The following is a 19,406-nucleotide window of genomic DNA, read 5'->3' as shown; positions in this document are numbered from 1 at the left end:
TTGCCGAAAATATCCCGGGGGAGCGCGAGGGGGCAGCGCCCCCTCGCTTCCTTCTACGTGGCACGCCTCCGGCGTGACGGACCAGCGCCCCCTCGCCCACCTTCTACTTGGCACGCCTCTGGCGTGACAGGGCAGCGTCCCCGCCCGCCGCGGGCGAATTCACCTACCGCGACTTGAACAACCCGCCCAGGATCCCCCGCACGATCCGGCGCCCCGTGGTGCCCCCAAGTTCCTTGATCACCGCGCGACCAAGCGCCGATCCAAGCGTCTCGTCCTTCGACGACCGCCGCGTGCTGCGCGACACCGGCTTGGAAGACGACCGAGCCACCCGCGTGCCGGAATACCGACGTCCCGCGCGATATTCCCGCTGCGCCGCCTCCAGCTCTTCCTCTTCAGCCTCGGCCTCTTCGGCGGCCTTCGCGGCCTCGGCCGCGCGGCGGGTCAGAATCTCATAGGCGCTTTCGCGGTCCTGGATCGTCTCGTATTTCCCCGCAATCGGCGAGGCGTTGATCACCGCCTTCCGCTCCGAGACCTCCAGCGGACCCAGCTGGGACGAGGGCGGGCGGATCAGCGTCCGTTCGACCACGCCGGGCACGCCCTTTTTCTCAAGGAATGAGGTCACCGCCTCGCCCACGCCGACCTCGCGGATCGCGTCTTCGGTGTCGAAGCACGGGTTCTCACGGTAGGTCTCGGCCGCCATACGCAGCTCTTTCCGGTCCTTCGCGGTGAAGGCGCGCAGGGCGTGCTGCACCCGGTTGCCCAGCTGGCCCAGAATGTCATCGGGCACATCCGCCGGGTTCTGGGTCACGAAATAGACCCCCACACCCTTGGACCGGATCAGCCGGGCGACCTGTTCCACCTTGTCCACCAGCGCCTTGGGTGCCCCGTCGAACAGCAGATGCGCCTCGTCGAAGAAGAAGACCAGCTTGGGCTTCTCGGGATCGCCCACCTCGGGCAGTTCCTCGAACAGCTCGGACAGAAGCCACAGCAGGAAGGTCGCGTAGAGCCGGGGCGAGCCCATCAGCTTGTCCGCCGCCAGGATCGAGATCATGCCCCGCCCGTCCACGTCCGTGCGCATCATGTCCGACAGCTCTAGCGCCGGTTCTCCGAACAGCTTGGTCCCGCCCTGGTTGTCCAGCACCAGCAGCCGCCGCTGGATCGCCCCGATCGACGCGGTCGAGATATTGCCATAACGCAGCCCCAGATCGGCGCGGTTTTCGCCCACCCAGACCAGAAGCGCCTGAAGATCCTTCAGATCCAGCAGCGCCATGCCCTCTTCGTCGGCGACGCGGAAGGCGATGTTCAGGATGCCTTCCTGCGCCTCGCTCAGATCCATCAGCCGCGACAGCAGCAGCGGCCCCATCTCGGACACGGTGGTGCGCACCGGATGGCCCTGATCGCCAAAGAGATCCCAGAAGAGCACCGGGAACTTTTCGTAGGTATAGTCGTCAAAGCCTATTTTCTGGGCACGCGAGGTGAAGGCCTCGTGCAGCTTGAACCCTTCGCTGCCCGCAGCAGCCAGCCCCGACAGATCGCCTTTGACGTCCGACAGGAAGACCGGCACACCGGCGGCGGAAAACCCCTCGGCCATGATCTGCAGCGTCACGGTCTTGCCGGTGCCGGTTGCGCCCGCCACCAGCCCGTGGCGGTTGGCATATTCCAGGTTCAATCCCTGCTTGGTGCCATAACCCTCGCCACCGCCCCCGATGAAGATATGTCCGTCCATCCCTGCCCCCGATTTTGCCTGATCTGCGGAAATTTCGCTTCCGACCATACAATCTTAACCTCTGCCTGCCAGTATCAAAGCGTCGCTGTACATGTCCTCTTTCAGCGACAAACTTCCTCCCTGTCAGACTGGCCGTGCCCTTACCGGCACGGCCTTTTTTACCCGGCGTCACGAAACCCGGCAGATTTAGAGCCATTCCAAGCCAAGTCACTGGAAAACAAACTGCTTTTATCCCGAATTTTGCCTGTTGACGGTTCACTGCAAACCGCCTAGCGTTAGCACAAACATAAGTCGGCCAGTCCGACAGGGAGAATGGAAAAGGGGATCTTCGGGTCCCCTTTTTCTATTTGCACGACCCTTTGCACGGGCGACGATCTGCAGATCCCTTGCCCTCGGTCACCTCGGCAAAGCCTTGCCGACACCGTGATAAATCCCTGCTCACAATTCCATCAAACCGCCTGACAATCCCCGCCCAAGATGTTAGGCCCGACAGGACGTTGACCAAAATTATGGGTTCGAAATGACCAAGACGAAAACCATGCTATCCGTGCTCGCCCTTGTTGCGATGACCGGTACGGCATTTGCACAGGACACCCAGCCGGCCGCACCCGCCGCCGACGAGGCAACCCAGACAACGAATTCCGACGCAGCCGCCCCCGTGCTGGACACCGGCACGCCGGACGGTCCGGTTAATGGCCAGGGCTATATCCGCGAAGCCTCGGGCGACTGGCAGATCCAGTGCGTCAAGCAGGACGATCCCGCGACCGAGCCGTGCCAGCTGTATCAGCTGCTGCGCGGTGCCGAAAACAACCCGGTTGCCGAAGTGATCATCGAAAAGCTGCCCGAAGGCGGTCAGGTCGCTGCGGGTGCCACCATCCTGGTGCCGCATGGGACCGCACTGGCCAAGGATCTGCGCATCGCCATCGACGGTGGTCAGGGCAAGGTCTATCGCTATGCCTTCTGTGACAAGAACGCCTGCTACGCGCGCCTTGGCCTGCTGCCGGATGATGTGGCCTCGTTCAAGAAGGGCAGCAAGGCGACGCTGACGCTGTTCCCGTTTGAACGCCAGGACCAGGCCGTTGTGCTTGAAATGTCTCTGGCCGGTTTCACCGCCGGATTCGACGGCCTTCAGGCTGCCGCACCCGCGCAGTAAATCGCCGCGCCAGAACAGAAAACGCCCGCCAATCCGGCGGGCGTTTTTCTTTGTCCTGAAGGAAGGAGTCGGGGCTGCACCGGCGATGGTCAGCGCGACCCGGAAAAAGAAACGGGCCCCGCAGGGCCCTGAGAAGGTTGGGACTTAGGCGCCCCAGCTGCGGACCGGGCCGCAATCCATGTGCACGAAGTTCGACCCGCTGTAGCGGCCGACACCCCCGGCATGGCAGGCCGAAGCCGCGCGCGCCATCTGGTTGACCGAGCGGGAGGACAGACGAAGATCGGCTGCCTGGCCCTTCATGTGAAGCGAATTGCGCGCCACGTTGCGCGACTTGGACCGCAGCATCGCGTTGGTCTGCGGCGTCCGATACCCCGACAAAAGCATGTAGGGTTCGGAAACATCCAGCATGTTGTGCGATGCGGCCATGATGTCGATCGTGCGAAGATCCATGGAGGTCGCCACATCATTACGCCAGTCCCGCATGAAGTGGTTCACTTCCTGCACCGCGTCCTTGATGTAGTGACCTTCGACCCAGTAGATCATGTCGATCTTTTCACCGGTTCGTGCGGAGTACATCCGGATCCGTCGGATGTCGCCCGCGTTGCGCAGGAACCCTGCGGCCTTGGAATAAGTAGGGGCTGCTACCACTGCACTTGCTGCGAACGCACCCAAAAGTGCGCGCCGCGAAATGCCCTTAGAGCTTTCGATTGCCATGTTTCGCGCCTGTCCCGTCGCTACCTGTGCCGCGATGTTACGCGGCTGTTTTTGCACCTCATCCCCAGATGCAGGCGTTTTATGGCACACAACCTGAAATGGCCCAAGACTCAAATCCCGAGCTTTTTAATCGAATGCGGTTTTCGGCAGATTCTTGCCAATTATCCACAGGCAGGCAGATCGCAGGGAACCCGATGCCGCCTTTTCGCCACCGTGCCGAACCAAAGGCGTCACCTCTGTGCATCACCCTTGGAACAGAAGCATTTCTGAACCTTTTGTGAGTAGACAGAATAAGCGACAAGTCGCCACGCTTGATCAACGCATTTCTAAAGGATCGTCCGATGACCATTGCTGCCCGCGCCAGAACCTTCACTGCCTCAGCCGTGATCGCCCTGACCCTGTCCGCGGGGGGCGTTCAGGCGCAGGATGTGGCCATCCGCGTCACCGTGCAGCAACAGACCATCGCCGAGGCCGCCGCGATCGACCGCGACCTGGCCGGGTTCTACCGCGCTTCGGATTTCGCGCCGATCTGGACGGGCACCGGGCCGGAACACCTTGAACGTCGCCGCGCGCTGTTCTCGATCCTCGAGAAGGCCAATGACCATGGCCTGCCCGCCCGTGCCTATGATGTCCCCGGCCTGATCGAGGCGATGCGCACCGCCCGCACCGGCACCGAACTGGGCCGCCTGGACGTGCGCATGTCGCAGCTGTTCCTGGACTTTGCCGTCGATCTTCAGACCGGCCGCCTGACCCCCGCCAAGATCGACAGCGGCATCGTCCGCAAGGTCCCGCTGCGCGATCGCGAAGGCTATCTTCAGGGGATCACCTCCTCCGATCCCATGGGGTTCGTGAACAGCCTGGCCCCGCAAAGCCTGGAATACACCCGCCTGATGCGCGAAAAGCTCCGGCTTGAGGATCTGCTGGCCGCCGGCGGCTTTGGTCCCGCCATCCGCTCGGGCAAGCTTGAACCCGGTGACAGCGGTGCCGATGTCGTCGCGCTGCGCAACCGGCTGATGACCATGGGCTACCTGCCCCGCCGCGTCGACGCCACCTATGACGCCGAGATGGAAGGCGCCGTGCTGCAGTTCCAGATGGACCACGGCCTGCCCGAAGACGGTGTTGCCGGCACCGCCACCATCGCCGAGCTGAACGTCCCCGCCGAGGATCGGTTGAAATCCGTCATCGTCGCGATGGAGCGTGAGCGCTGGATCAACCGCGACTTGGGCGACCGGCACATCCTGGTGAACCTGACCGATTTCCACGCCCGCATCATGGATGGCGACAAGGTCTATTTCAAAACCCGCTCGGTCATCGGCAAGAACATCCCCACGCACCGCACGCCGGAATTCTCGGACGTGATGGAACACATGATCATCAACCCGACGTGGAACGTGCCCCGGTCCATCGCCGTGCGCGAATATCTGCCCGCGTTCAAACGCAACCCCGGATCGAACAGCCACCTCAAGCTGATCGACGGGCGCGGCCGTGTCGTCGACCGGTCGCAGGTGGATTTCGCGGCCTACAGCGCCAAAAACTTCCCCTTTGACCTGAAACAGCCGCCCTCGTCGCGCAACGCGCTTGGGCTGGTGAAGTTCATGTTCCCGAACCCCAACAACATCTACCTGCACGACACCCCGGCCAAAAGCCTGTTTGCCCGCGATGTCCGCGCCTTCAGCCACGGCTGCATCCGCCTGCAGGATCCCTTTGACTTCGCCTATGCGCTGCTGGCCTGGCAAAGCGACGACCCCAAGGGACTGTTCCAGTCCAAGCTGAACACCGGCCGCGAAACCAAGGTCGACCTGGTCAATCCCCTGCCCGTCCACCTGATCTATCGCACCGCGATGAGCCAGCCCAAGGGCCACATGACCTATCGCCGTGACGTCTATGGGCGCGATGCCCAGATCTGGGACGCGCTCGCACGCGAAGGGGTGGAACTGGCCGGCGTTCAGGGATAACCCGGGACGGACCTGAGTCCGAGAGGCCCCGATGCCCTACACTATCGAAGAGATCGCCAAAGCCCTGGGTGCCCGGGCCGAGGGCAAGACAGACCTGACCATCACCAGCGCGGCGGAACCTGCGCAGGCCGGCCCGGATCAGCTTGCCCTGGCGATGAAGCCCGCCTTTGCCGCCGGACTGTCCCAGGGCAAGGCGCGCGCCGCGATGCTTTGGGCCGATGCCGTCTGGACCGACTATGAGATCGAGGCCGCGATCCTTGTGCCCCGGCCCCGTGTCGCCATGGCGGGCCTGTCGGCGATCTTCGATCCCGGTCAGGGCTATGGCACCGGTATCCACCCGACTGCCATCGTCGATCCCGGCGCGCGTCTGGGCACCAACGTCTCGGTCGGGCCAATGGCCTATGTGGCCGCAGATGCGGTAATTGGCGACAATTCGGTGATCGGGCCGCAGGCCTATATCGGCACCGCTGCGCGGATCGGTGCCGGGGCCTTGCTGCATTCCGGCGTGCGCATCATGGCGCGGGTCCGCATCGGCGACCGCTTCATCGCGCACCCCGGCTGCGTTGTCGGTTCCGACGGGCACAGCTTTGTCACGGCCGAGGAATCGGCCGTGGAACAGGCCCGCGCCTCGCTTGGGGAATCGGTCACCGCCGAAGGCCAAAGCTGGATCCGCCTGCACTCCCTGGGGGCCGTCGTCATCGGTGACGACGTCGAACTGGGCGCAAACACCACCATCGACAGCGGCACGGTGCGCCCGACCCAGATCGGCAACGGCTGCAAGATCGACAACCTCTGCCACGTGGCCCACAACGTGCGGATCGGCAATGACTGCCTGTTCGCGGCGCAATGCGGCATCGCCGGGTCCACCGTGATCGGCAACAACGTCACCCTGGGCGGCCAGGTCGGTGTCACGGACAATACATCTATTGGCGATAACGTCGTTGCCGGCGGCGCCTCGAAGGTGTTTTCCAAGGTGCCCGCGGGCCGCGTGATCATGGGATCGCCGGCCGTGAAGATGGACACGCACCTGGACGGCTACAAGGCGATCCGGCGTCTGCCGCGCCTTTTCGAACAGGTCGCGGCGCTACAGAAAGCTGTTTTCAAGTCCGGCGAGAATGAGTAAATCCCGGACAACAACCCCCGAGGGAGGCCCGCAATGGACATCCAGAACAAGGTGATCGAGATCATCGCCGACCAGGCCATGCTTGATCCGTCTGACGTGACCATGGACAAGACACTCGAGGATCTTGGCATCGACAGCCTGGGCCTGGTGGAATCCATTTTCGCCATCGAAGAGGCCTTCGACATCCAGGTGCCCTTCAACGCCAACGAACCCGATCAAAGCGATTTCGACATCTCGTCGGTCGCCGCCATCGTGGCCGGCATCCAGAAGCTGGTGGCGGAACAGCATTCGTGAAACGCGTCGTTATCACCGGCGCGGGCACGATCAACGCGCTTGGCCACACGGTTCCCGAAACGCTCGAGGCCTTCCGCGAAGGCCGCTGCGGCATCGGCCCGCTTGAGTTCCGGGATGTTGAACGGCTTGCCATCAACATCGGCGGGCAGATCAAGAATTTCGAGGCCGAGGGCATCTTCAACCGCCAGCAGATGTCCTTGTACGACCGGTTCACCCAGTTCACGCTGGTCGCCGCGCGCGAAGCCATCGCCCAGGCGGGGCTGGAATTCATCGGTGATCTGGCGGCGAAATCGGGCGTTGTGCTGGGCAATTCCGGCGGTGGCATGACCACGCTGGATGAGAACTATCGCCACGTCTACGAAGACGGCAAGAACCGGGTGCACCCCTTCGTGGTGCCCAAGCTGATGAACAATGCCGCGGCATCCCACGTCAGCATGGAATTCAACCTCAAGGGGCCGACGTTCACCGTGGCCTCGGCCTGTGCCTCGTCGAACCATGCCATGGCGCAAGCCTTCCAGATGGTGCGCACGGGCATGGCCCCGGTGATGGTCACCGGCGGATCAGAATCCATGCTGTGCTTTGGCGGCGTGAAGGCCTGGGAAGGTCTGCGCGTCATGTCCAAGGACGCCTGCCGCCCGTTTTCGATGAACCGCAACGGCATGGTGCAGGGCGAAGGCGCCGGCATCTTCGTCTTCGAGGAATACGAACACGCCAAGAAACGCGGCGCCGAGATCCTGGCAGAAATCGCCGGCTTCTCGATGACCTCGGACGCCTCGGACATCGTCATGCCGTCCAAACAGGGCGCGGCTCGGGCGATTTCCGGTGCCATGAAGGACGCGGGCATCAACGCCGACGAGGTGGGCTATATCAACGCCCATGGCACCGGCACCGCCGCCAACGACAAGACCGAATGCGCCGCCGTGGCCGATGCCCTGGGGCCGCATGCGGACAAGGTGATGATCTCCTCGACCAAGTCGATGCACGGCCACCTGATCGGCGGCACCGGCGCGGTTGAGCTTCTGGCCTGTATCATGGCGCTGCGCGACGGGGTCATCGCCCCGACCATCGGGTACGAAGAACCCGATCCCGAATGCGCGCTGGACGTGGTCCCGAACGAGGCGCGCGAAGCCAAGGTTGATGTCGCCCTGTCGAACGCCTTTGCCTTTGGTGGCCTCAACGCCGTCCTTGCCCTGCGCAAGGTCTAGGACTGCTCCGGGGCGCTGAAACGCCCCGGATTTCTTCCCCATTACAACCAGTCAGCCGCGTCGCGCGCGGCTCATCCTGTCGGCCATGGTGATGGCCGCAATCATGGACGAGGCATCGGCCACACCCTTGCCCGCGATGTCGAAGGCCGTGCCATGATCAGGCGACGTGCGCACGAAGGGCAGTCCAAGTGTTACATTAACACCCTTGTCCAAGCCCATGTATTTGATCGGAATTAGACCCTGATCGTGGTATTGCGCCACGACCACATCGAACTTGCCTTGGCGCGCCTGCATGAAGACCGTATCGCCCGGCCAGGGGCCGCTGACGTTCATGCCGTCGGCCTGCGCCGCCTCGATCGCGGGACGGATGATGTCGATCTCTTCCCGGCCAAACAGCCCGCCTTCGCCCGCATGCGGGTTCAGACCGGCCACGGCGATCCGGGGCGATCCGATCCCGAAGGCCTGACACCCCTTGTGCGCCAGACGAATGGCCCGCAGCTGGGCAGCGTAATCCGCCTGCTCGACCGCTTCGCGAAGGGAAACGTGGATCGTGACCAGCACCACACGCAGCTCTTCATTGGCCAGCATCATCGCGACACGACCGCCGGTTTCCAACACGCCGCTGTATTTCTCCAGCATCTCGGTATGGCCCGGAAAGGGCACGCCGGCCTTCGACAGCGCCTCTTTGTGGATGGGGGCCGTGACGATCCCCGACACCCGCCCGGCCTTGGCCAGCGCGACGGCGGTCATCACCGCCTCGTGCGCCAATTGCCCGGCCTCGGCCGAGATCTGGCCATAGGGGTGCACCTTCGACCGGCTCGAGGTGATGATGTCGATCGTCCCCGGCGTGCGCACGCAATGTTCCGGCGCATCCACCGCGCGCAGCTGCGTCTTTGGCGATACCAGATCCCGCGCACGGGCCGCTGCGGCCGGCGGACCGATCAGCAGACAATGGGGTGCATCGGGACGGGTGACCGCGCGCAGCGCGATTTCGGGGCCGATTCCTGCCGGGTCCCCAAGGGTGACCGCCAGGGGCGGCCGGGTCGGTTCAACTGTCATAACTTTTGCCTGAAATTGCTCATTTACAGAAAAACCCGAATCCTCAGCAAGTTACAAGATTTTTTCATTGGGCGGGAACCGCCGGTCACAAGCCCGTGTTGTCCGCCCATGACAGCGGCACCGACCGCACCACCAATTCAGAGAGAGACTTCAAAATGAAAAATCTTCTGCTGACCACCGCACTTATCGCTGCTGGCACCGCCGGCACCGCCATGGCCGAAACGGCCGCTCATGCGGGCTTTACCACCGAAGCTGCAGCCGAACAGATCCACGCCTCCGATTTCATCGGCATGCGCGTTTATGCTGCTGAAACCGGCGACGTCACCGAATCCGAAGGTGCCGGCACCGAATGGGAAGACATCGGCGAGATCAACGATGTGATCATGAACCGCTCGGGCCAGATCGAAACCGTGCTGGTCGACATCGGCGGCTTCCTGGGTCTGGGTGAACGTCAGGTTGGCGTGTCGCTGGACCAGGTGAAATTCGTCTCGGACAGCTCGACCGACGACGCCGAGGACTTCTTCCTTGTGCTGAACGCCGACCCGGCGACCCTGCAGGACGCACCGGAATTCACCGCCGGTGACATGGAAGACCAGGCCGCAGCCGACATCAACGAGATGGAGAAGGACGCAGCCGAAGCGACCGCCTCGGCCGAGGCATCGATTGAAGAAGCCGGTGACGACGTTGCCGCAGCAACCGCAACGGCCGTCGACAACACCGAAGCGGCACTGGACGAAGCCGGTGACGACATCGCAGCCGCTGCCGACAAGGCAAACGCCGAGATGGAAGAAGCGGGCGACGACATGGCCGCTGCTGCCGACGAAGCGGGTGAAGACGTTGCAGACGCAGCTGAAAACACCGGTGAAGCCATTGAAAACACGGCCGACATCGCCGCGGCGGAAATCAATGAAGAAACCAACGAAATGCAGCGCGAAACCGCTGAGATGGCCAACGACTCTGACATGGCCCCCTTCCCCGGGACCCCGGTTGAGCAGGACTACCTGACCGCCGAGAACCTGGACGGTGCCCGCGTCTATGACGCTCAGGACAAGTGGGTTGGTGAGATCTCGGAACTGATCGTCACCGAAGAAGGCCAGATCACCGACGCGATCATCGACGTTGGCGGTTTCCTGGGGATTGGTGAAAAGCCGGTTGCCCTGAAGCTGACCGACCTGCAGATCCTGCGTCAGGACGGTGGCGACGATGTCCGCATCTACACCGCCATGGCTGAAGAAGAGCTGGAAGCCATGCCCGAGTTCGAAGGCAAATAATCCTGCCCTCGATTTCCAAGGGGAAAGGGTCGCGCAAGCGGCCCTTTTCTTTTGCGCACCTGTTTGTTGACCATGAGTTTTTGCACGACCGCCTTGACGCCTGCCCTGACGCCTGTGCGGGGGCGTTTCGGAACAACCCGCAGGGCCGCGCGTTGACGGGTGACACCCATGACGCAAGGTCCAAGATGAACATGATCCCCGCCCAAAACGCGCAATCGGCCCCGGTCACAGAAGACCGGGTCGCGCTGGACCGATCGGTCTGTGTCATTGCCAATCCCGGGTCCGGCCGCCGCGACAAGGCGCTGTTCGACACCATCCAGGATGAACTGTCCCGCGCCCCCGGCCGCTACGACCTGCGCGTGGTCGAAGACGGTGCCGATCCGGTCGCCATCGCGCGCCAGGCCATTGAGGACGATTTCGACACGCTGGTCGCCGCCGGAGGTGACGGCACAATCGGGGCGGTGAGCTCGGCCCTATTTCAGGCGCACCAAGACGGTCAGGCCATCCCCCATCTGGCCATCATCCCCTTGGGAACATTCAACTATGTCGCACGATCCCTTGACCTGCCGCTGGATGATCCGGCGGAGGCGACCCGCGTTGCCCTGACCGGCGCGCCCCGCCCGCTGGCCATTGGCGACATCAACGGTCAGGTCTTTCTGAACAACGCGTCGCTCGGGGCCTATCCCGCGATCCTTGACCAGCGCGAAGACATCTACCGCCGGTTTGGCCGGTCGCGCGTTGCGGCCTATTGGTCTGTGGTGCGCGCGCTGATGACCCTTGGCCGCCCGCTGTCGCTGAAGATCGACGTCGACGGCCAGCAGATCCGCCGCAAGTCACCGCTCGCCTTCATCGCGAACTCGGCCTACCAGCTGGAACAATTCGACCTGCCCGGGGCCGACGCGATCCGTGACCACCAGTTCGCCGTCTTCGTCTCTCCCGATACCGGACGTTACCGCATGATCCTGTCGGCCCTGCGCCTGGCAGGACGGACCGCCCGCCTTGGCCGGGACATGGAGCTGGTCACCGGCCGCTCGGTCACCATCTCGACCCGGCAGAAAAGCCGCCTGATCGCCCGGGACGGCGAGAAAGAGACCATGAAGGGCCCCTTCCGTTTCTGCCTGCACAGCGACATCATCCAGGTCATAACGCCCTTGGGCAAGCAAAGCGAAACCACGACCGACGCCGCATGAGCACACGCCTGATCCACATCTCAGACCTGCACTTCGGGCGCGACCGGCCGGAACTGATGCGCCCGCTGCTGGCGGCGCTGAACGACCTGGCCCCCGATGTCGTAGCCATCTCTGGCGACCTGACTCAGCGCGCCCGCGCCAGCCAGTTTCGCGCCGCCCGCACCTTTATCGATCATATCGAGGCCCCGGTGCTTTGCGTGCCGGGCAACCACGATCTGCCGGTGCATCGCCCGTTCCGGCGGTTCTTCCGGCCGTTTTCCAACTATCGCAAACATATCTCGCCCGATCTGTCGCCGGCCTGGATGTCGCCGGACCTGGCCCTGATCGGCATCAACACCATGTCGCCCTGGCGCTGGCAGACCGGCTGGGCCACCCGGCGTGAGATCCGCGAAGCGGTTGGTCATTGCACCACCGGCCCCGCCAGCCGTCTGAACGTGATCGTCGCGCATCATCCGTTTGAACTGCCCAAGGGCAGCCGCAAGCGCGAGATGGTGAATGCCGAATGGGGCCTGACCCGCCTTGCCGAGGCCGGGGCCGACATCATCCTGTCCGGCCACCTGCACCGCTGGCGCGTGGTCGAACCGCCCGGCCCGAACGCCCCGCCGATCCTTCAGATCCACTGCGGCACCGGCCTGTCGACCCGCCAAAGGGGGGAACCGAACGACTTTGCCCTGATCGACATCGGCAGCGCCGAAACCGAAGGCGAAGTGACCATCACCCGCTATGTCGCCGAGGATGACGCCACATTTCACGCCCTGACCTGCCACCGCTTTCAGCGCGGGGCCGAAGGCTGGACGGCCCCAAGGGCACATCCCCCCAGAGACCCGGTTTTGTTGGCGTGAAAAATCCGCCATAAGCAGCGGCACGTAGACAATCGAATCCGGGTCCATACCATGCACGACATCCGCGCCATCCGTGAAAATCCTGACGCTTTCGACAAGGCTCTGTCCCGGCGCGGCCTGTCCCCGGTGACGCCCGAGATCCTCGCGCTGGACGAAAAGCGCCGCGCCTGCATCCACACCGCCGAAACCGCGCAGGCGGATCAGAACGCTGCTTCCCGTGAAATCGGGAAAGCAAAAGCGAATGGCAACGAAGCGGAATTCCTTCGGCTTAGAACTATCGTCAGTGCCAAGAAAAAAGAAGTAAATGACTTACAAAGCGAAGCAAAACTTCTAGATGCTCTTTTGCAAAAGCGATTGGCTGAACTGCCCAACCTGCCCTATGACGACACGCCCGATGGCACGGATGAAGCCGACAATGTCGAGCTTCGCACCCACGGCACCCCGCCGGAGTTCGACTTCCAGCCGCTGGAACACTTCGAACTTCCCGCCGTCAAGCAGGGCATGGACTTTGAAACCGCCGCGAAACTGTCGGGTTCGCGGTTCGTCGTGCTCTCGGCTGGTGTTGCCCGCATCCACCGCGCGCTCGCGCAGTTCATGCTGGACACCCACACCACCGAAAACGGCCTGACCGAGACCTGGACCCCGGTCCTCGTCAAGGAAGAGATGATGTATGGCACCGGCCAACTGCCGAAGTTTGGCGAAGACAGCTATCAGACCCGTGAAGGCTGGTGGCTGGTGCCGACCGCCGAGGTGACGCTGACGAATATCGTCAACGACACGATCATCGAGGAAAGCTACCTGCCCCGCCGCTTCGTGGCCCACACCCAGTGTTTCCGGTCCGAGGCCGGCAGCGCGGGCCGGGACACCAGCGGCATGCTGCGCCAGCACCAGTTCGAAAAGGTCGAGATGGTGTCGATCACCAAACCCGAGGACAGCCGCGCCGAGCTGGACCGCATGACCGACTGCGCCGAGGGCATCCTGCGCAAGCTGGGCCTGGCCTTCCGCACCGTGGTCCTGTGCACCGGTGACATGGGTGCCGGCGCACGCCGCACCCATGATATCGAGGTCTGGCTGCCCGGTCAGAACACCTATCGCGAGATTTCGTCCTGTTCCGTCTGCGACGACTACCAGGCGCGGCGCATGAACGCCCGCTACCGCCCCGGTGGCGGCAAGCCCGAGTTCGTGCATACGCTCAACGGCTCGGGCCTTGCCGTCGGTCGGACGCTGATCGCCGTGCTGGAAAATGGCCAGCAGGCGGACGGGTCGGTCAAACTGCCCGAGGCGCTGCACCCCTGGCTGGGCGGCAAGACCACCCTGACCGCCGAAGGTCAGCTGGTCTGATACCGCGTTACAGCGACATTAACGAAGGGGCCGGTGACGGCCCCTTTTTCGTATCCCCACGGCCCAGGTCGGGGCATGGGTCATAACAGAAAAGGGACCACACCCGGGATGTGGATGCGGCCCCTTCGAAAGACAGGCGCGGGCCCCGTTCCGGGGTCTGATACCAGGTCGTGGACCCGGCCCGTCTATCCGTGATCCTCAGATCAGCCCTGGGTGACCAGCACGCCGGCTTCGACGGCGGCGGTCAGTTCGTCCTGGGACACGTCACCGCTTGCGTCGGTGTCGATCTGCGAAAACAGCTCATCGGTCAGCTCGGGGTAGGCCACGGCGACTTCTTCCATCGAGAAGGTGCCATTGCCATCGGTATCTTCGACCATGGTTTCCGCCAGGGCGGGCGTCGCCAGAAGAGCGATTGCAACGATACCAAAGCGGGTCAGTTTATTGGTCATGATAGGTCCTTTAGTTGGGTTTCATGAACGGCTGTCTGCGCCGTTGGTGAAGATGTGGCACCGGGAATGAGCCGCCACAAGCCCCTGAAACCACGCCGAAAATCGGAATCGCACTTCTGGCAGACTTGCGCCTGTTTTCGGATGTCCCGCGCTGTTTTTCGCCTAGTTTACCCGTGGCCCGATGCCCGGAATCCCGCCCTCAGGCGCAAAGGCGCCGAAGGGATTTGCGGGTTCCCGCCCGTTTGCACAGATCCCGGCCCGGCGCAGAAACCCGCGCATGAAATCGCACAAGCGGCCGGGCGCGATGAAACCGATCCAGCCCCTCGCGCGTAGTGATTACATGACCAAGCTCAAAGCGATTCTCACCCTCACCGCCGCCCTCGCCTTTGCCCTGTCGCCCTTCACGACGACGGGCTTCAACGGATTCTCACCCGACCAATTCCCGGTGCCGCAGGTCGACCCGCCGATCCAGCCGGCCGGATGGGCTTTTTCGATCTGGGGGGTGATCTACCTCTGGCTCATCGCCTCGGGGGTCTATGGCCTGCTAAGGCGCGATGACGATCCGGCCTGGGACCTTGTGCGTTGGCCCCTGATCGCATCGCTGGTGGTCGGGGCTGCCTGGATCCCGGTGGCCAACCTCTCTCCGCTCTGGGCGACGGTGCTGATCTGGATCATGTGGGGCACGGCGATCTGGGCGCTGTTGCGCACGCCCTTCTTCGACCGCTGGTGGCTGCGGGTGCCGGTTGCCCTTTACGCGGGCTGGCTGACGGCGGCCTCTTGCGTCGCGACGGCGGTGTTGTTGACCGGGTACGGCGCGACACCCGTGCTGCCCATCCACGCGGCGCTGCTGATCGTGGCGCTGGCGCTGGCCAGCTATGTGCTGCGCGTCCTGCCCGCGCCGGAATACCTGATCCCGGTGGCCTGGGCACTGATCGGGGTGATCGCGGCCAACATGGACATGGGCCGCCCGCTGATGATCGCCCTGCCCGCCCTTGGCATCGTTCTGCTGGCCGTGCCGGTGATCCTGCGCCACCGCTTCCGGCCCGAACCGCCGGTCTGAAGGCCAATCAAAGACGGGAAACGAAAGAGGCAGAATTACTGCCCCGGCTTTCCCTTCCCCAGGTGCTTGCGCAACCGCGAGGGCGTGGATTTCTTTCGGCCCTTATAGGGGTTCTTGTCGGACTGAGACCGCATGTACAGCCGGATCGGCGTGCCCGGCATGTCAAAGTCCGCCCGCAACCCGTTCACCAGGTACCGCGTATAGCTGTCCGGCATCAGGTCCGGGTGCGAACACATCACCACGAAAGCCGGCGGGCGCGTCTTGGCCTGGGTCATGTAACGCAGGCGGATCCGTTTGCCCCCGGGGGCCGGCGGCGGGTGCTGTTCCAGCATGGCAATCAGCCAGCGGTTCAGTTTCGCGGTGGAAATCCGGCGGTTCCAGACCTCGTGCGCGGAAATGATCGCCTTGTGCAGACGGTCCAGACCACGCCCCGTCTTGGCCGAGACCGTGACCAGCGGCGCGCCACGCAGCTGCGGCAGCAGCCGTTCGAAGCTTTCGCGCAGGTCCTTCAGCTTGGCCTGTTTTTCGTCTTCCAGGTCCCATTTGTTCACCGCAACGACCACGGCGCGGCCTTCGCGTTCGGCCAGATCGGCGATCCGCAGATCCTGCTGTTCGAACGGAATCGCGGCATCCAGAAGCACCACGACCACCTCGGCGAATTTCACGGCGCGCAGCCCGTCCGAAACCGACAGCTTTTCCAGCTTGTCCTGAACCTTGGCCTTCTTGCGCATCCCGGCGGTGTCGAAGATCCGCATCGGCAGCCCGTCCCAGTCGACGCGGAGCGAGATGGAATCACGGGTGATCCCGGCTTCGGGTCCGGTCAGAAGACGGTCTTCCTTGATGATCTTGTTGATCAGCGTCGACTTGCCCGCATTGGGGCGGCCGACCACGGCGACCTGCAAGGGGCGCTTGTCCGAGGGGCGCCAGCTTTCGTCCTCTTCCGGTTCCTCGTCCACGTCGAGATCGGTCAGCGGCGTCAGACCGGCGTCTTCCATCGCGCGCGCAGCCAGCTTTTCGCGTTCGGCGAATTGTTCGGAGATCGGCTCCAGCACGGCGGCAAGTTCGCTCATGCCCTCACCGTGTTCGGCGGACAGGCGCAGCGGTTCGCCCAGGCCCAGCTCATAGGCCTCGAACAGACCGGCCTCACCGGCGCGGCCTTCGGCCTTGTTGGCGGCCAGGATCACTTGGGCGGATCGTTTGCGCAGGATCTCGGCAAAGACGTGATCGGCGGGCGTCACACCGGCGCGGGCATCCATGACGAACAGGCAGACATCGGCCATGTCCACGGCGCGTTCGGTCAGCTTGCGCATCCGGCCCTGAAGGCTTTCGTCCGTGGCCTCTTCCAGACCGGCGGTGTCGATGACGGTAAAGCGCAGGTGCCCCAGCCGTGCATCGCCTTCGCGCAGGTCACGGGTCACGCCGGGCTGGTCATCGACCAGCGCCAGCTTTTTCCCGACAAGCCGGTTGAACAGCGTCGACTTGCCCACATTGGGCCGTCCGACAATGGCAAGAGTAAACGACATAACGTCTTTCCGTCTTTCTGGGCGTCAAAGAGGACGCGAAGCCGCCCCGATACCCCAATTCGGGATCAACGGAAAGCCAGCAATTGTCCGCGCGTGTTGACGACGTAAAGCACACCGCCCGCAACCACCGGGTTCGAGGACGCGCCGCCGGGAATTTCCACCTGCCCCGTGATCTCGCCCGAGGCCGGGTCGATCATCCGCAGCGCCCCATCCGAGGAGGCCACGACCAGACGGTTGCCCGCAAGGATCGGACCGTAATGCGCATAGACCGACCGCAGCCGGCGGGGTCGTTCTTTGACGAACAGCGGCAGCGTTGTCGCCCAGACCCGTTCGCCGGTCTCGGCCGAAACGCGCACGACCTCGTTCAGGTCGGACACAAGGAAGACCGCGTTGCCCGCGACCCAGACCGGGGACATCGCGCCCTCTTGCACGGACCACAGCTGTTGGCCGGTGGCTTCGTCCAGCGCCACGGTGGCCCCGGATTGCACGCCGACATAGACGCGCCCGCCGGACACGACCGGATCGCCCGAAATGTCGCCCACGACCGATTTGGCAAAGTTCGGACGGCGGCCCGCAACCAGCGCGCCCCAGGTCTGAACGCCGCCCGTGCGGCTGACGGCCTGAACCTCGCCCGAGGAATGGGCGAAGATCACGGTGTCGCCGGTCACGGCCGGGGCCGGTCCGCCGATCAGGTTGTTCCGGTTGGGTGTCGCAGCCATCTGCCACTTGATCCGGCCCGAATTCACGTCGATCGCCCAGGCGGTCGCGTCACCGGACACGATATAGACCAGATCGCCCGCCACGGTAGGCGTGCCCGTCCCGGTGGCGTCCAGGTCCTGTTCCCACAGGATCGCGCCCGTCGCCGGATCCAGCGTGGTCAGCAGACCAAAGCCGGTGGACACGAACAGCTTGCCCGCACCGAAGGCCAGGCCACCGCCCGTTGCATCACCCGCATTGTCACCCGGAGGGGTCAGATCCCGCGTCCAGACTGCAGCGCCGCCGGTGGTGACGGCCGTCACCTTGGCGGAACTGTCCAGCGCAAAGACCCGGCCATCGGCCACGACCGGATCCGCGGTGATCCGCGCCTTGCGCGCGTCACCGGCCCCGATATTGGCCGACCAGATCAGGCCGGGGCTGGCCGACAGCGCGGCATTCTCGACCCGCGTGGCGGGGGTGCCAGCGCGTTGCAGCCAGTTGGCATTGGTGCTGACCGTGGGCAGCGATACCGGTTCGGACCGGTTCACCAGCTCGGGCTCGGCCAGTTGGTCTGCCCCGCTTAGCACCGCGTCGACCGATTCCCGTTTGCCGGGCAGGATCGTGTCGGGATCGCCGCAGGCGGCCAGGAACCCCAGACCACAGATCAGCGCCGCGTTCATGGCAAATCCACCCGGCGTGCTGGCCCGACGTGCCTTGGCACTTTGCCCGATGCGCGAAATGATCATACCCGTGCCCCCACGTTTCTTCCCTTGTGGCGCGCCTGTTTCCGGCCGCCTGAATATTGGCCCGATGTCTGGCCAGACTATTTGTCCGGCCTGATTTCTGATCCGGCCGTCTCTGCCCGTTACTGGGCCGCCTCGCCCGGAATGCCACCCAGGGACACAATCAACTGAGAAACCCGGCGAAGCAAGTCCGGTGTCGCACCGGCTTCGTCCAGCAGGCTGTTCAGCCGTTCCAGCGCCTCAAGGCGGTTGCCTTCCTCGGCATAGGTCACGGCGATCTGTTCCAGCGCCAGCAGACGCAGCGGTCCACCCGGCCCGGCCAGTTCCTCGTAACCGTCGCGGCGCTCCTGCGCGCTCAGATCACTTTGCAGGGCCAGGGCGCGGTATTGCGCCATTGCCCGGTAGATCGGCGGCAGGTCCGGGGTCTGCGACACGCGGGTCAACAGATCGACGGCGGCCTGGGTGTCCGAGGCCACGGCCAGTTCGGCGGCGCGCAGCAGATCCGCCACGGCGCGGGCCTCGGGCCCCTGGGCGTCGACGGAATCAAGCGCGGTGGCGCGTTCGGCGGGCGCACCCTGTTCCAGCGCGGCCAGAAGAGCATCGCCATAGGCTTCGGCCTGGGCCTCTTGCTGGGAACGATTGAATTCGTACCAGGTGGCACCGCCAACGATGGCAATCACCGCCAGGATCGCGATCCAGCCGTAGCGTTTCATGGTGGCGAACAATTTGTCGCGGCGGACCTCTTCGGTCACTTCGTCGATGAATGAATCCGACTGGCTCAAGACAGGCTCCCTTATCCCGGTCGGCCCGTCTTAACCTGTCCCTTCCGGCGTGCCAAGGGTGCTGTCTTCCCAAGCGCTTGCCCGCCAATGATCGGCCAATGATCGGCGCGCCCGCACGTGCCGATGCCACTTTGGCGCGACGGATTGCGGCATTGCAGAAATGTATCTCTGAACTATACAGTTCAGCCAAAGGCTCCGTGCAGCTTGTAATATGACCACGCGTCGCTACGTCGGAGCAAACAGGTTTAACCTGCGAACGACTTCAGATCGGGACAACAGG

Annotated in this window: 17 protein-coding genes; 10 read left to right on the top strand and 7 right to left on the bottom strand. The window is 63.9% G+C overall.

Annotated elements, in window-relative coordinates; all coding sequences use genetic code 11:
• Window positions 1-163: 163 nt before the first annotated feature.
• Window positions 164-1,726, bottom strand: coding sequence for a helicase HerA-like domain-containing protein (locus BMX99_RS14830; protein ID WP_093453489.1), 1,563 nt, complete (start codon window positions 1,724-1,726; stop codon window positions 164-166).
• A gap of 520 nt (window positions 1,727-2,246) precedes the next feature.
• Between BMX99_RS14830 and BMX99_RS14825 the strand changes: the two genes are divergently transcribed.
• Complete coding sequence (locus tag BMX99_RS14825) at window positions 2,247-2,879, top strand: invasion associated locus B family protein (protein WP_093453486.1); 633 nt, start codon at window positions 2,247-2,249, stop codon at window positions 2,877-2,879.
• 144 nt (window positions 2,880-3,023) lie between these two features.
• Here BMX99_RS14825 and BMX99_RS14820 read toward each other — a convergent pair whose 3' ends face one another.
• On the bottom strand, window positions 3,024-3,593 hold the full coding sequence (locus tag BMX99_RS14820) for a YcbK family protein (protein WP_093453484.1): 570 nt from the start codon (window positions 3,591-3,593) through the stop codon (window positions 3,024-3,026).
• A 341-nt stretch (window positions 3,594-3,934) separates the two neighbouring features.
• On the opposite strand from BMX99_RS14820, the gene BMX99_RS14815 reads away from it, so the two are divergent.
• Genes BMX99_RS14815 through BMX99_RS14800 form a run of 4 tightly spaced genes read left to right on the top strand, consistent with a single transcriptional unit; the run spans window position 3,935 to window position 8,170 of the window.
• The gene (locus BMX99_RS14815; RefSeq protein ID WP_093453481.1) at window positions 3,935-5,548 is read left to right on the top strand and encodes a L,D-transpeptidase family protein; all 1,614 of its coding nucleotides are present in this window, start codon (window positions 3,935-3,937) and stop codon (window positions 5,546-5,548) included.
• A 31-nt stretch (window positions 5,549-5,579) separates the two neighbouring features.
• Window positions 5,580-6,671, top strand: coding sequence for a UDP-3-O-(3-hydroxymyristoyl)glucosamine N-acyltransferase (gene lpxD, locus BMX99_RS14810; protein ID WP_093453478.1), 1,092 nt, complete (start codon window positions 5,580-5,582; stop codon window positions 6,669-6,671).
• A 33-nt stretch (window positions 6,672-6,704) separates the two neighbouring features.
• Complete coding sequence (locus BMX99_RS14805) at window positions 6,705-6,965, top strand: acyl carrier protein (RefSeq protein ID WP_093453475.1); 261 nt, start codon at window positions 6,705-6,707, stop codon at window positions 6,963-6,965.
• Window positions 6,962-8,170 (top strand): beta-ketoacyl-[acyl-carrier-protein] synthase family protein, encoded by a 1,209-nt coding sequence (locus BMX99_RS14800; RefSeq protein WP_093453472.1) that lies wholly within the window; start codon window positions 6,962-6,964, stop codon window positions 8,168-8,170. Before BMX99_RS14805 ends, BMX99_RS14800 begins: the two co-directional genes overlap by 4 nt.
• 51 nt (window positions 8,171-8,221) lie before the next feature.
• On the opposite strand, the gene pdxA is transcribed toward BMX99_RS14800, so the two are convergent.
• Complete coding sequence (pdxA, locus tag BMX99_RS14795; RefSeq protein ID WP_093453469.1) at window positions 8,222-9,229, bottom strand: 4-hydroxythreonine-4-phosphate dehydrogenase PdxA; 1,008 nt, start codon at window positions 9,227-9,229, stop codon at window positions 8,222-8,224.
• A 155-nt stretch (window positions 9,230-9,384) separates the two neighbouring features.
• Here pdxA and BMX99_RS14790 point away from each other — a divergent pair, with 155 nt between their 5' ends.
• From BMX99_RS14790 to serS, 4 genes are all read left to right on the top strand, one after another.
• The gene (locus BMX99_RS14790; protein WP_093453466.1) at window positions 9,385-10,500 is read left to right on the top strand and encodes a PRC-barrel domain-containing protein; all 1,116 of its coding nucleotides are present in this window, start codon (window positions 9,385-9,387) and stop codon (window positions 10,498-10,500) included.
• 191 nt (window positions 10,501-10,691) lie between these two features.
• The gene (locus BMX99_RS14785; protein WP_170848759.1) at window positions 10,692-11,690 is read left to right on the top strand and encodes a diacylglycerol/lipid kinase family protein; all 999 of its coding nucleotides are present in this window, start codon (window positions 10,692-10,694) and stop codon (window positions 11,688-11,690) included.
• Window positions 11,687-12,532: a metallophosphoesterase family protein gene (locus tag BMX99_RS14780; RefSeq protein ID WP_093453461.1), complete on the top strand. Its 846-nt coding sequence runs from the start codon at window positions 11,687-11,689 to the stop codon at window positions 12,530-12,532. The genes BMX99_RS14785 and BMX99_RS14780 overlap by 4 nt, the downstream gene beginning before the upstream one ends.
• A 51-nt stretch (window positions 12,533-12,583) precedes the next feature.
• The gene (serS, locus tag BMX99_RS14775; RefSeq protein WP_093453458.1) at window positions 12,584-13,873 is read left to right on the top strand and encodes a serine--tRNA ligase; all 1,290 of its coding nucleotides are present in this window, start codon (window positions 12,584-12,586) and stop codon (window positions 13,871-13,873) included.
• Between the two features lie 203 nt (window positions 13,874-14,076).
• On the opposite strand, the gene BMX99_RS14770 is transcribed toward serS, so the two are convergent.
• Window positions 14,077-14,322 carry a hypothetical protein gene (locus tag BMX99_RS14770; RefSeq protein WP_093453455.1) on the bottom strand — a complete coding sequence of 82 codons (246 nt, stop codon included), beginning with the start codon at window positions 14,320-14,322 and terminating at the stop codon, window positions 14,077-14,079.
• A 277-nt stretch (window positions 14,323-14,599) separates the two neighbouring features.
• On the opposite strand from BMX99_RS14770, the gene BMX99_RS14765 reads away from it, so the two are divergent.
• Window positions 14,600-15,382 carry a hypothetical protein gene (locus tag BMX99_RS14765; RefSeq protein ID WP_322788144.1) on the top strand — a complete coding sequence of 261 codons (783 nt, stop codon included), beginning with the start codon at window positions 14,600-14,602 and terminating at the stop codon, window positions 15,380-15,382.
• Window positions 15,383-15,417: 35 nt separating this feature from the next.
• Here BMX99_RS14765 and der read toward each other — a convergent pair whose 3' ends face one another.
• The 3 genes from der to BMX99_RS14750 form a co-directional block, all read right to left on the bottom strand.
• Window positions 15,418-16,905, bottom strand: coding sequence for a ribosome biogenesis GTPase Der (gene der / locus BMX99_RS14760; RefSeq protein WP_093453453.1), 1,488 nt, complete (start codon window positions 16,903-16,905; stop codon window positions 15,418-15,420).
• 65 nt (window positions 16,906-16,970) lie between these two features.
• Complete coding sequence (locus BMX99_RS14755; protein WP_093453450.1) at window positions 16,971-18,347, bottom strand: PQQ-binding-like beta-propeller repeat protein; 1,377 nt, start codon at window positions 18,345-18,347, stop codon at window positions 16,971-16,973.
• A gap of 119 nt (window positions 18,348-18,466) precedes the next feature.
• Window positions 18,467-19,126, bottom strand: a complete 660-nt coding sequence (locus BMX99_RS14750) for a hypothetical protein (RefSeq protein WP_093453447.1) — start codon at window positions 19,124-19,126, stop codon at window positions 18,467-18,469.
• Window positions 19,127-19,406 lie beyond the last annotated feature (280 nt).

This window comes from Pseudooceanicola nitratireducens, assembly GCF_900109195.1.
Lineage (GTDB): Bacteria > Pseudomonadota > Alphaproteobacteria > Rhodobacterales > Rhodobacteraceae > Pseudooceanicola > Pseudooceanicola nitratireducens.
Note: the sequence above shows the minus strand (reverse complement) of the source record. Positions and strands in the feature narration are given on the sequence as shown.